The 12,543-nt window shown below is 44.5% G+C and carries 11 protein-coding genes; 3 read left to right on the top strand and 8 right to left on the bottom strand.

Features of this window, described 5'->3' with window-relative positions; genetic code table 11:
* Positions 1 to 683: chromate transporter (locus tag IQR33_RS25490; RefSeq protein ID WP_193844171.1), on the bottom strand; the 683-nt coding region annotated here is incomplete at its 3' end.
* A gap of 112 nt (positions 684 to 795) precedes the next feature.
* Between IQR33_RS25490 and IQR33_RS25485 the strand changes: the two genes are divergently transcribed.
* Positions 796 to 1,713, top strand: coding sequence for a LysR family transcriptional regulator (locus IQR33_RS25485; protein ID WP_416222595.1), 918 nt, complete (start codon positions 796 to 798; stop codon positions 1,711 to 1,713).
* A gap of 170 nt (positions 1,714 to 1,883) precedes the next feature.
* Here IQR33_RS25485 and ebgR read toward each other — a convergent pair whose 3' ends face one another.
* The gene (gene ebgR / locus IQR33_RS25480; RefSeq protein ID WP_186584698.1) at positions 1,884 to 2,870 is read right to left on the bottom strand and encodes a transcriptional regulator EbgR; all 987 of its coding nucleotides are present in this window, start codon (positions 2,868 to 2,870) and stop codon (positions 1,884 to 1,886) included.
* Between the two features lie 420 nt (positions 2,871 to 3,290).
* Here ebgR and IQR33_RS25475 point away from each other — a divergent pair, with 420 nt between their 5' ends.
* The gene (locus tag IQR33_RS25475; RefSeq protein ID WP_017820436.1) at positions 3,291 to 3,878 is read left to right on the top strand and encodes an outer membrane beta-barrel protein; all 588 of its coding nucleotides are present in this window, start codon (positions 3,291 to 3,293) and stop codon (positions 3,876 to 3,878) included.
* 37 nt (positions 3,879 to 3,915) lie between these two features.
* On the opposite strand, the gene IQR33_RS25470 is transcribed toward IQR33_RS25475, so the two are convergent.
* Positions 3,916 to 4,467, bottom strand: a complete 552-nt coding sequence (locus tag IQR33_RS25470; protein WP_025768214.1) for a gamma-glutamylcyclotransferase family protein — start codon at positions 4,465 to 4,467, stop codon at positions 3,916 to 3,918.
* A gap of 182 nt (positions 4,468 to 4,649) precedes the next feature.
* Between IQR33_RS25470 and IQR33_RS25465 the strand changes: the two genes are divergently transcribed.
* A complete protein-coding gene (locus IQR33_RS25465) occupies positions 4,650 to 5,834 on the top strand; it encodes an NnrS family protein (RefSeq protein WP_017636003.1) in 1,185 nt (394 codons plus the stop codon).
* 73 nt (positions 5,835 to 5,907) lie between these two features.
* Here IQR33_RS25465 and IQR33_RS25460 read toward each other — a convergent pair whose 3' ends face one another.
* From IQR33_RS25460 to IQR33_RS25440, 5 genes are all read right to left on the bottom strand, one after another.
* Positions 5,908 to 6,861, bottom strand: coding sequence for a CorA family divalent cation transporter (locus IQR33_RS25460; protein WP_005391702.1), 954 nt, complete (start codon positions 6,859 to 6,861; stop codon positions 5,908 to 5,910).
* 275 nt (positions 6,862 to 7,136) lie between these two features.
* On the bottom strand, positions 7,137 to 8,696 hold the full coding sequence (gene glpD / locus IQR33_RS25455; protein WP_193844170.1) for a glycerol-3-phosphate dehydrogenase: 1,560 nt from the start codon (positions 8,694 to 8,696) through the stop codon (positions 7,137 to 7,139).
* A 176-nt stretch (positions 8,697 to 8,872) separates the two neighbouring features.
* Positions 8,873 to 9,664: a DeoR/GlpR family transcriptional regulator gene (locus IQR33_RS25450; RefSeq protein WP_005380192.1), complete on the bottom strand. Its 792-nt coding sequence runs from the start codon at positions 9,662 to 9,664 to the stop codon at positions 8,873 to 8,875.
* A 159-nt stretch (positions 9,665 to 9,823) separates the two neighbouring features.
* Positions 9,824 to 11,341: a glycerol kinase GlpK gene (glpK, locus tag IQR33_RS25445; RefSeq protein ID WP_005380193.1), complete on the bottom strand. Its 1,518-nt coding sequence runs from the start codon at positions 11,339 to 11,341 to the stop codon at positions 9,824 to 9,826.
* A 59-nt stretch (positions 11,342 to 11,400) separates the two neighbouring features.
* A complete protein-coding gene (locus tag IQR33_RS25440; protein WP_005380195.1) occupies positions 11,401 to 12,255 on the bottom strand; it encodes an MIP/aquaporin family protein in 855 nt (284 codons plus the stop codon).
* Positions 12,256 to 12,543: the final 288 nt, after the last annotated feature.

Below are 12,543 nucleotides of genomic sequence, written 5' to 3'. Positions count from 1 at the left end.
TGACCGCCACCAAACACTAAGCTACCAGCTTGGAAAAAATCACTAAACAGCCCAAGCAAAGGTAAAGTATGAGCCACTAACGGTAAGCCGAGTAAAAGCACCGCAAATAGAGCCAATGGCGCGATAGACGGTTTAAACGGCTCGGCTGATGGCGCGGAGTCTTTCTTCAGATATCGCATTCCGACAAAACTTGCTGCTATCAACACGAACATTTGCGTCATGATGCTTGGTGCTACCAGCAACGCAATCGCAGTCGCGACGCACAAACCCGCGGTCAGTTTACTTTGGCAGAAATTTTTGTACATGCCCCAGGTTGCATCCGCCACGACGACGACTGCGAGCAGTTTTAGGCCGTGAACGATGTTTTGGAACACTGCGGTGTCGGTGATTTGGCTGCTCACCATCGCTAGCGCCAACATGATGATCACTGAAGGAAGAGTGAATCCGACAAATGCTGCGCATGCGCCACCTAAACCGCCGCGTTTATAGCCTAAAGCAAAGCCGACTTGGCTTGAGCCCGGTCCCGGCAAAAACTGACTGAGTGCGACGATTTGCGCGTACTCGCTGTCATCAAGCCATTTCAGTTTCTCAACAAAGGTTTGGCGAAAATAACCAATATGAGCCGCAGGGCCGCCGAAGCTGAACCAACCCAGCCAGAAAAAAGTTTTGAAGATGGTGAACATGTCGAGCCTGTTTATCTAAAAAGCATTGTTGCTAATTTATCGAATGCTATAAAATGACTCAAATTGATAATTTTAATTTCATCTATGAATGAGATGGGATAAGGATATTGGAGTGAAAGAGGACATTCAGTGGCGCAACATTGACTTGAACTTATTGGTGACGTTTTCCTACTTGTATCGCTATCGAAGCGTTAGCGTCGCGTCAGAGAAAAGTTACGTTAGCCAGTCGGCGATGAGTCATAGTTTGTCTCGTTTAAGGTTGTTGTTTGACGACCCGCTTTTTGAGCGAAAAGGGCACAAGATGGAGCCCACCGAGCACGCTCACCACATCGCGCCAACTGTGCATCACTTGTTGGATTCTATCGCCAAAGACTTGCTCACTAAGTCTGCCTTCCAACCTGAAAATTACGCGGGTGTATGTCGCATCGGGTTAACGGATTATGCCGAGTTTATTTTTGCTCCTCGGCTTTATGACGAAATACGCCAGCGCGCCCCAGAGGCGCAGATCAGTTTTATTAACGTCAATCGTAGCAACTACGTGGCACTAACTGAGCATGAAAAGCTCGATGTCATTATTGGCAGCATGCCGGTGTTGGATGACAACTTTGAGAGCTTGTACTTGTACACCGAAAAACACGTGTGCATGTGTGATAAACAGGTATTGCAAGGGGAAACACAGCTGTCTCTGGAAGCGTTCGCGAACATCGAGCAAGCTCTGGTAAGTCCCGATGGGAGCTTAAAGACACAAGTAGACCAAAAGCTCGCAGAACATGGCTTGAGCCGCAAAGTCACCGTGGCGTCGCGCAACTTTCTCACTATTCGGCATCTATTGAAAAAGCGCGATCTCATTGCCATCGTGCCAGAAAAAATGGCGTTGGCGGAGGGCTTTTCGGACGATCTCATTACTGTTAAGCCGCCGATCGCCGTTGCGGATTTTGACATTGCCATGCTGTGGCATTCCAGCCGAAACAATGAAGACAAAGGCATTTGGCTACGCGAGTTGGTTTCTTCGACTATCACCTCTAAATGATAAACATTTGGGGCACTCATGGTGCTTAGAGTGATTTGTTGTTGAACTTCTTACTACCCGCTGAGTTATCGGCGTTACACCGAAACAGTACTGATTGTGCAAAATGAATGTCTTGGGTTAGGGGGGGATGTTCCAGGTTTAATTCATAAAAGAGATTAATGGAAAAGGTATCATTGAGTTGTACCACGTAGTTTAAGCTCTGTTTGCACGTATACATGAAGAGGGAATAAGCGTCCATCTCGGTATTTTTCCACCAGTAAGTTCACTCCCTGAGTTCCCATCAACTCAGAGTGAATACGAATTGTAGACAACGGCGGAAAGGTAAAGCGAGCAGTAGGAATATCATTCATACTAATCAACGTAATATCCTCTGGTATCTTTAAGCCAAATTCATGGATTGCACGTACTATGCCAATCGCGATGGAGTCTGAATCAATGAATACTGCTTTCGGGAAGTCACCTTTGGCTAGCATCTCTTTCGCTAAGTTATAACCGGACAAACTAGAGCAGGCACAATAGTGTATATCATGTTCTGCGACCACGCCTTTTAGATAGCCATAGTCCAAAAACACATTTTCACGAGTGTCAGCTGCGTCGTGCTTGTCTTGACCGCCAATATAACCGATGCGGCGGTGGCCTCGTTGTACAAAGAAATCAACTACTTGCCTACTGATTCGAATAAGGTCGACATCAACGCAATCATAAGGGCAGGTTGGATCTGAAAAGTTTATGTAGCAAATGCTATCGGCTAGACGTTTAGGTAATTTATCTACTACCTTTTGGTCGACATTTCCGACTAAAAGGACACCTGTTATCTTTTTCGTTTCAACATCAATTTCACTGTTATAGCAATTGGTTAGCGTAATACCTAATTTGTCGCATTGCGTTTCAATCCCATGACGAATTGATAAGTAGTAAGGGTCATTCACCTCTGTTTCTTGTTTGTAGTTATATAAGGCTAAAAAGTGATGTTTTTGCTTAGCTTCTTTGATGCCTTTCTTCGAGCTACTGGTGCGGTACTCCAGTTTTTCTGCAATTTCCAAAATGCGGTATTTGGTTTCTTCTTTAACGCTCAACGTTGGGTCGTTGTTCAAAACCCGCGATACTGTTGCAAGTGAGACGCCTGCTTCAATGGCGATATCTTTTAGCTTTGCCATGTAAATTTCCCGTTGGCACTGCCCAAGTGTGAGCTCAATAATCTGACTATTTTAAACAGCTACTTAGATATGCACAAACCTTTAGTAAGACAGTCCTAAACACTTTAAATCATCATATCAAGCCAAATTGTTTTCATGAAATAGACTCTATTGAGTAATAAATAAAGCCGTAAACGTAAGGATTATATTGCTGTAAAAATACTGAAAAACGCGACTGGTTTGGAAACTTGCTACTTGTGGTAACTCTAGTACTTAATAGGACTCGAGCTGTTTAGAGTTTAATCAAGCAAACGTTTTATTGTTCATGTTTATGTTTTGTGTCTCATTTTATAAACAAATCAATAGGAAAGTATTCAACTCTATTTATAATCTCCGCGCTTTTAAAAGCTGTCTAACAGTATGAAAAATTAGGAAATTATAATGAAAAAAGTATTGCCATTATTGGCTTTAGGTGCAGTGGTTGCTTCAGCATCAGTTCAAGCAAAAGGTAACTGGTATGTTGGTGCTGATTTGGTAAATTCAGATCTTAAAGTTAAAAGCTTGTCAAAAGATCTTTCTGCGACAGGTCTTAGCCTTGCTGTAGGTAAAGAGCTTCAATATTCAGAAAACTTCAAACTAGCTTTTGAAGGTGAGTACATATACTTTGGCGACTTTGAAGAAACATTTTCTTACATGGGGTGGCCGGTTAAATTTAGTGTTGATGCTTCTGCGTTCAATTTCAATGCGAAGCCTAAATACCAATTTGCAGGTACAGGCTTCTATGTTGGTGCGATAGCTGGCCTTGGTGTAATGAGTGTTTCTTATGAAGTGAAATCATCTAGCACTGTTACCGATGATGGTCGTGATGTAGGCTTTAACTACGGTGTTGAGGCTGGTTATGAGTTCGCTTCAGGTTTGGTTGTATCTGGTGGCTACCGTGCTTCTTCGGTAAGTATTGATGCCGAAAACGGTGGCAGCGAAGATTTTGATTTTGACAGCCTGTACGTTGGTGTTGATTACAAGTTTTAAGCTCGCGTAAGCAAACATAGATACTAAAAAGGAGCCGTTAGGCTCCTTTTTTTATTAGATTATCAATCAACTCATAATGGTGATCTTGTACGCCTGCAAGGTTGCCATATTTGGGTTGGTGGCGGTCATTTTCTTTCGCGTGTTGCCAGCCAATGGTGTGACGCACAAAATGCTCTGCAAACGCGTGGGAAACTTCCAAGCAACCTGCCAGTACGGTATCAACATAACTTTGCATGATTGGGCTCTTTTCGCATGGTGGTAGTGGCTCGTCTTTTACGTAAACCCAAATGTCATGTTCTTGGTTAAAACTCGCATCTGTTTCGATTTGATCTGGCTGAAGTTGAATACGATGATAACCTCGCTCACGGCGGTCGAATTCTGCGAGCGCTTCTTCATTTACTTCGAGTAAAACGCCATTAACCTGTCCATCGCCTTGGTTCACCACTAATGGAGAGAGGCTGTAGCTGTCGTCAATCTTCCCCCAGTAGCGAACCAACCCATGTGCTATGACGGGAATGGCTTCTCCCGTTTGTCCGGTTAACTTACGCGACGCAGAATTAATCAAACTGCCATAGCCAAATATGTACATTGTCGTTGCATCCCTTAACTGATAGTTGTGCCTCTCATGTTTATACCTAACCCGCATCTGAAGCACAACTTTACCTCTTAAGTATAATCTTAATTATAAACATGTATTTTTTATACATGTTTATGGTAGCATCAATATGTAGTTGAGTTAACCAGCATCGAGAGACGCTTGAGGGCAAGATAATGCTGAATATCACCGATAAAAAAGTAGAAGAAAAAATCCCCGCATGGCTGCGATTAGGCTTTCGGCCGTTTTTTCTGTTTGGGTCGATTTACGCCATTGTTGCGATTGCGTTGTGGGTGTGGATGTTCCAAGGCGGACAGCCAAACGCATTAGCCGTGCCTGCATTGTGGTGGCACGTACATGAAATGTTGTTCGGTTTTTCGATGGCCATTGTAGTTGGCTTTGTACTGACCGCGGTACAAAACTGGACTGGCATTAATGGTACCAAGCATTACATGCTTCTGGCTTTATTTGGCTTGTGGTTAGTGCCCCGCATATTGCTTTGGACACCAGCACCGTTATGGTTAACCAGCAGTATCGAAGCGGTATTTTTACTGTTTGTCGCCTATGAGGTGGGCATTCGTGTGTATCGAGCCAAAGGTTGGCGTAATTTGTTTTTCGTTCCACTGTTTCTTTTAGCCATCTTTGCGAACTTTGCAAGCTACGCAACGATAAAAGGTATGCCGCCCTTTAGCTCTTCAGCGGTGTGGCAAGCAATGCTGTGGTGGTTTACCTTGCTGTTGTCAGTGATGGGCGGACGTGTGATTCCATTTTTTACTGCGCGTCGATTTAATTTCGAAAAAGCGCAACCATTGGCTTGGTTAGAGTGGTTCGCGAACTTGCCATTGGTAATGCTATTTGTGCTGAGCTTTTTCCCTGTGACGTTTGCAGAACTAGGTAGTCCTTTGATGCTATTTACAGGTGTTGCTCAGTTGGTGCGTTTTGTTCGCTGGAAACCTTGGTTAACCCTGAGCGAGCCTTTAGTGTGGTCGCTGCATGCTGCGTATTTGTGTTTACCACTAAGCTTAATTTTGCGAGGCGTCTGGGGAGATGCATTTGCCAGCCATAGCCTCATTCACCTGTTTGCGATAGGTGCGTTAGGCGGTTTGATTTTAGCGATGATTACACGGGTGACGATGGGACATACTGGTCGCATGATCTACAAAGGGCCAAACATGAGCCTTGCGTTTGCAGCAATTACCGCGGCAGCTTTGGTTCGCAGTTTCGCCGTGATCTTTGATCCAGCGAACATGATACTGTGGATTGATATCAGCGGCGGATTATGGATTGTTGCGTTTGGGCTATTTGTGTGGCGCTTTGGTGTGATGCTTGTGACCCCTCGTGTGGATGGTCACCCCGGATAAGATTCTAATGTGAGTAGAGAAAAGAGGAGCCGCGTGCTCCTCTTTTGGTTTTTGTTCTTTATAGGTTTAGTGTTTATTCGTCTTCGTCGTCCGCTTTATTCGTGAGCCCCAAGCGTTTAAATAGCCACCACTCTAGACCAAAAATGACAATTAAGGCGATGCAGAACCAGGTGAATGCCATGGTGGATTCCACGCCTGGCATTCCACCAACATTGATACCGAGTAAACCTGTTAAGAAGCTGGTTGGTAGAAAAATCGTTGCTACCAAAGTAAACAGGTAACTGTTTTTATTGGTTTTCTCATCACGATGATGTTTGATCTCTTCTTGGAAAAGCGCCACTTCTCCAAGATAAAACTCAAGTGTTTCATTTATGCGCGTAATATTATTGTGTGCGAAGCGATATTGATGAGGTCTCAAAGCAATCAATTCTGATTCTGACTCCACAAGATCACGGATAGCGTACTGCTGAGGGCGAATAAAACGCTTGATAGAAATCAGTGCTTTTTGAGTCGCCATATGTTTGTACGTCGACTCATCATTCACGTCGAACTGGTTTAGTGTTTCTTCAATCGTATCAAGGTAAATGTCTATTTTACTGTTTAATCCTTCAATGATCTGATGAAGTAAACTGGCAAGACTTTTTGGGCCTTTGTGTTCCGCTAATGCTTGGCGAATCTCCATGATCGCGCGTGATGGAATTTTACGAGTTGAAATGAGTGCGCCTTGAAAGTAGAGAATTCGAATACTAAGCATATCTTCTGGTGATGCATTGCCGTTCATATTGACGCCTCGTAAAATCAACATGAAGTTCTCGTCATCCAAAGGATGGAAAGATGGTCGACTTTCGTCGGCTAATAGATGATCAACCGTAGCTCGAGGTACTTGGTTTTGCTCCAGCCAACCACGAATATCAGGATGCAGCCGTTCGCAATGGTACCAATGCTTAGCTTGAATTTGCTCTGCCGTGGTGGATTGTTGAGTTGCTTCTGGGGTTGAGAAGTCCCAATGTTCAATCATAAAACCCATTTTCTTTTCCTTGTTTGAGCCGATACCAAAATAACCTCAAGATACTTCTTTCGCGAGAATTGCATTGCCATACAGAGGCAATACTCTGAGTACGGTACTCTGAAGTCATTGATGCATTATTTTTCAAATGAGTATGATTGTATTTAACGCCAAATGTCTATGAATAGTTGTTCTTATTTGCAATCGAGTGGAGCGCACCAAGGTGTTGTGCTTAAACAACAAAACAAAAAGCCTGCAACTAAGCAGGCTTTATTGTGGGGGAGGGAGGGGAGCTGTTAGCCAACTTGAGAAAGATTAACCACTTTCTGTTGTAGCTTTTTCTTTAAATAGTCCGTTAAGGCCTGTTTTTCTTCCTCGTTCATGTAAAGACCAAGCTTAGTACGGCGCCATAAAATGTCTTCATCGGTCATTGCCATTTCATGGTTCATTAAGTAATCGATCTCACGTTGGTAAACACCACCTGCTTGTGCCGAGAACGTTTGTCCTAAGTCAGCTTCACTTGTTGTGCCTTCCATTAAGTTCCAGGTTTGGGTACCAAACTGTGTGACATAACGAAGAATCAATGCTTCTGGCGCCCAAGTGTATTTAGCATGAATTTGTTTCGCTAATTGTTCACGACTACAGCTGAAGTTACCACCAGGAAGGGTTTGGTTGGCCGTCCAGTCTTTACCCATTTCAGGTAGGAACGGAGCAAGTTTCTTCATTGCTGCTTCACCTAACTTACGGTAGGTCGTTAACTTACCACCAAAAACAGAAAGCAGAGGTGCATGGTCGTATTCCGCATCGAGCTCTAGCGTGTAGTCTCGTGTGATTGCTTGCGGAGAGTCAGATTCATCGTCACATAAAGGACGAACACCGCTGTATGTCCAAACTACATCTTCGCGAGTCAACTGGTGGACAAAGTGTTGGTTTACGATATCAATGAGGTAATCGACTTCGTCATCTGAGATCGACACTTCACGTGGGTCACTTTTGTATTCCACATCTGTTGTACCAATGATTGAGAACTTATCTAAGTAAGGAATCATAAATACGATGCGATTGTCTTTGTTTTGAAGAATGTAGGCTTGCGGTTCGTTGTGGATACGAGGAACAACGATGTGCGAGCCTTTGATTAAGCGAATGTTACGAGGAGAGGCTTGCTCTAATCCATCATCAAAGAACTGTTTTACCCAAGGCCCCGCAGCATTGACTAACGCTTTCGCTTTACGTTCGAAACGTTGGTCTGTCATCACATCGTGAATAGTAACATGCCAGATACCACCTTCACGGTGTGCTTTTTCCACACGGCAGTAGTTACGCACTTCAGCATGGTTTTCGCGAGCCGCAAGAACGTTCAGTAATACTAAACGTGCATCATCAACCCAACAGTCAGAGTATTCGAAACCCGTTTTCATTTCTGGTTTTAGCAAGCCAGATTTCGCAAGGTTGACGGTTTTACTGCCTTGCAGCGTCGTACGTTTACCCAAGTTATCGTAAAGGAAAAGGCCACAACGAATCATCCAAGCTGGGCGTAGGAATGGGCGATGCGGTAAACGGAAACGCATTGGTAATGCGACGTGTGGTGCTTTACGAAGAATAACCTCACGCTCTGCGAGCGCTTCCGAAACTAAACGAAACTCGTAGTGTTCAAGGTAGCGTAAACCGCCGTGTATCAGTTTAGAACTTGCTGAAGAAGTCGCAGATGCGAAGTCATTTGCTTCATATAAGCCAACACTCAAACCTCGGCCTGCTGCGTCTGCCGCAATACCAGCTCCGTTAATGCCGCCACCGATTACGATCAAGTCTAAGGTAGTGGATGAGCTAGTAGTGGAAGCATTATTTTGTATACTCATAAATTTGACCTCTTGGTGAGCGAACGAGCATTTTAGAACATAATGTAATCCTAGCTCAGGTTTCGTTTGTGATCATCTATTATTTTCGTTTGTGAGCGTTTTGTGTGATTTAGACACAAAAAAACCTCTGTCTAATTAAGACAGAGGTCATTTGAGGGGGAATTATACGATTGACGTTACTCGTTTTCGGAGTTTGATTCGTTAGCTTCAACCACTTCAAGTGGGATAGAAGCTTCCTTCAAAATTGACAAGATTTCTTCTGGTGGCTGCTTATTGGTAAAGATCATGTTGAGCTGTGCAATATTGCCTAGTTTCACCATAGCATTGCGCCCGAACTTGGTGTGGTCTACGGCAAGAAATACACTACGGCTATTGTCAATGATCGCTTGTTTTACCCGGACTTCGTGGTAATCAAAGTCTAATAGCGAGCCATCGAAGTCGATACCGCTAATGCCGAGAATACCAAAGTCGAGACGGAACTGTTTAACGAAATCGAGGGTAGCCTCGCCAACAATACCGCCGTCTCTGCTGCGGACTTCTCCACCCGCTAAGATGACTTTGATTTCAGGGTTAGGGAAAAGAATGGTCGCAACATTGATGTTGTTGGTGACAACACGCAACTGTTTATGGTTTTTATTGAGCGCTCGCGCAACTGCTTCTGGTGTAGTGCCAATATCGATGAATAGTGTGGCACCATCTGGAATGTGTTTGACTACCTCGTCTGCAATGACATCTTTTTCATTGAAGTTGAGCGCTTTACGCGTGTTGTAAGATGTGTTTTCAGAACTGAGAGGAATAGTGGCTCCACCGTGATAACGACGAATTTTGTTGTCATCGGCGAGTTCATTGAGATCGCGTCGGATGGTTTGTGGGCTGACATTGAATCTTTCTACCAACTCATCCGTGCTGACATAGCCTTGTTTTTTCACCAGCTCAACAATCTGCTGGTGTCGAGGTATTTGCTTCACTTACCACTCCCTTGTGCATTGGTAACGGCCAATGCTTCAAATTCGAAGCTCTATTGTGCTCGAATTTGCTCGTTGTGAGAAGTAAGCGAGTTCAGGAATCGGGGATAAAGCGCAAAAAGAGCGCACAAATGGCGCTCTTTTTTTCTTATGGAGATGAGATTAATCTTCTTCGTCGTGAAGTTCAGACCAGGTTTGTGCACATTTCACTGCACGTTTCCAGCCCTTGTAACGACGATTGCGTTTTTCTTCATCATCGTGTGGCTCAAAGGTGCGATCAAGTACCGCTTTATTCTGCAACTCATCAATGCTATCCCAGTAACCAACGGCAAGGCCGGCAAGGTAGGCTGCACCAAGAGCGGTAACCTCAGTTACTTGAGGGCGGTGTACTTCTGTGTTCAATACATCGGATTGGAATTGCATGAGGAAGTTGTTCGCTACTGCACCACCATCGACGCGAAGGTTCGCAAGCTTAATGCCTGAGTCAGCTTGCATCGCATCCAGTACGTCACGAGTTTGATAAGCGATGCCTTCCAATGTTGCACGGATGATATGGTTTGAATTCACGCCGCGAGTAAGGCCGACAATCGTGCCACGTGCGTAGGCATCCCAGTATGGAGCGCCTAAACCAGTAAATGCAGGCACGACATAAACGCCGTTTGATGTATCCACTTTTGTCGCGAAGTATTCAGAGTCTTCTGCACCGTTTAGGATTTTCAATTCATCGCGTAGCCATTGGATAGAAGCTCCACCCATGAATACGGCGCCTTCAAGTGCATAAGCTGGTTCGCCTGCAGGACCACAAGCCAAAGTTGTTAGAAGACCATGTGTCGAAGTGACTTTTTCTTGGCCCGTATTCATTAGCAAGAAACAACCCGTACCGTAAGTGTTTTTCGCTTGACCCGCTTCAACACACATTTGGCCGTAAAGCGCCGCTTGTTGGTCACCTGCTATTCCAGAAATAGGAATACGAGTACCGCCTTTACCACCGATGTTGGTTTTACCGTAAATTTCCGATGAGCGCTTCACTTCTGGCATCATAGATGCTGGGATGCCAAGCTCATCTAACATTTTTTGATCCCAACATAGATCGTTGATGTTAAACAGCATGGTACGCGATGCGTTAGTGTAGTCGGTTACGTGAACGCGACCTTGAGTCATCTTCCAAACTAACCAAGTATCGACAGTACCAAACAAAAGCTTGCCTGCTTCTGCGTCTTCTCGTGCACCTTCAACATTGTCCAGAATCCATTTAACTTTGGTACCTGAGAAGTAAGGGTCAAGCACCAAACCAGTGTTGTCACGTACATAGTTTTCGAGACCGCGTGCTTTTAAATCTTCACAGATATCAGCAGTACGGCGACATTGCCATACGATCGCATTGTAAACGGGTTTACCTGTTTCTTTATTCCAGACGATGGTCGTTTCACGCTGGTTAGTAATACCGATAGCCGCTAATTGGTCGCTACGGATGCCAGACTTAGCTAGAGCTTCTACTAAGGTAGAGCTTTGTGTTGCCCAGATCTCCATTGGATCATGTTCAACCCAACCAGCTTCTGGATAAATCTGAGTAAATTCGCGTTGCGCGACGCTTACGATGTTCGCATCATGATCAAGAATCACTGCGCGAGAGCTTGTTGTACCTTGGTCTAGGGCAACAATGTATTTTTGCTCAGTCATGGTAAGAATCCTTTTGTTTCGTTATTTATATTTTAGTAAATGTTCGAGTTACGTCAGTTTTAAGCTCTAGCTTCTTCTGTTTCTTCTTCCGTCTCACATTGGTTTGGAATCGTGCAACCGTGACCTTGTTGTGGAAGGTAAGCGGCAATCGCTTTTGGATACAACCAACCTCCAAAACATGCACCTGCAATCGGAGCAAGTAAAGGCACGATAAAGTAAGGAATGTCTTTAGCACCTGTCAGAGCGTAATCCCAACCTGCGAAGTAAGCGAACAGCTTCGGTCCAAAGTCACGAGCTGGGTTCATCGCAAAGCCTGTTAGTGGGCCAAGTGAACCACCGATGACGGCAATCAAAATACCGATCAATAGAGGGTTCATTGCGCCACGTGCTGCGCCGTTATTTTCATCGCCCAGAGCCAGAATCGCAAACATCAGCACAGCAGTGATAACGAATTCCACAGCAAAAGCACCAAAGAAAGAGAGGGAGGCATGCGGATAGGTTGAGAAGATACCAGCAGTTGCTAGTGCATCTTGGCTGCTGCGAACGAAGTTATGAGCGATTTCGTAGTCGGTGAAAAGGTTGCTGTATAAGCTGTATACCAATGCAGCAGAACAGAATGCCCCAAGCATTTGAGCGATAATGTATGGCACCACTTTCGCCTTATCAAAACCATGGAACATAGCAAGTGCGATGGTAACGGCAGGGTTGATGTGTGCACCAGAGACGCCAGCCGTACAGTAAATAGCGATGGCGACACCGAAGCCCCATACAATACTGATTTCCCATTGTCCAAATGATGCGCCTGTTAGAACTAAGGCTGCAACACAGCCTACGCCGAAGAAAATAAGTAGTCCTGTACCGATAAACTCGGCCAAACATTCTCCAAGCAGAGAGGGGTGTTTGTTCGTTGTCATGTTAAAAGTCCTTTGATCATTTTTGCCTGTCTAGCACGATACTATTGTGCATATATAAACGTTTGCGAAAACAAACGAGCGTTAAAAATGAGCGTTTGAGCATAAATTTGTTAATCAAAGTCTTCGTTTTTGTTAAATGGCGCATCTTTTAACCGGAAAAGAACACAACGAAAATAATTTATTTGTCACGAGGCCAGTGATGAGAGCGCTCAAATTACCGATGTGAAAAAGAATGCACAACTGGTAAGAGGAGTTTTGTGAAGCTGCTACGTGCTTGGAGACTTATTG

Origin of the sequence: Vibrio sp. OPT46, assembly GCF_015163535.1 — a bacterium.
GTDB classification, from domain to species: Bacteria; Pseudomonadota; Gammaproteobacteria; order Enterobacterales; family Vibrionaceae; genus Vibrio; species Vibrio alginolyticus.
Note: the sequence above shows the minus strand (reverse complement) of the source record. Positions and strands in the feature narration are given on the sequence as shown.

Coding starts and splice junctions, on each gene's coding strand:
- ebgR (WP_186584698.1), bottom strand. CDS start 2,870: ATGGCAAAGCTAAAAGATATCGCCATTGAAGCAGGCGTCTCACTTGCA.
- IQR33_RS25475 (WP_017820436.1), top strand. CDS start 3,291: ATGAAAAAAGTATTGCCATTATTGGCTTTAGGTGCAGTGGTTGCTTCA.
- IQR33_RS25470 (WP_025768214.1), bottom strand. CDS start 4,467: ATGTACATATTTGGCTATGGCAGTTTGATTAATTCTGCGTCGCGTAAG.
- IQR33_RS25465 (WP_017636003.1), top strand. CDS start 4,650: ATGCTGAATATCACCGATAAAAAAGTAGAAGAAAAAATCCCCGCATGG.
- IQR33_RS25460 (WP_005391702.1), bottom strand. CDS start 6,861: ATGGGTTTTATGATTGAACATTGGGACTTCTCAACCCCAGAAGCAACT.
- glpD (WP_193844170.1), bottom strand. CDS start 8,696: ATGAGTATACAAAATAATGCTTCCACTACTAGCTCATCCACTACCTTA.
- glpK (WP_005380193.1), bottom strand. CDS start 11,341: ATGACTGAGCAAAAATACATTGTTGCCCTAGACCAAGGTACAACAAGC.
- IQR33_RS25440 (WP_005380195.1), bottom strand. CDS start 12,255: ATGACAACGAACAAACACCCCTCTCTGCTTGGAGAATGTTTGGCCGAG.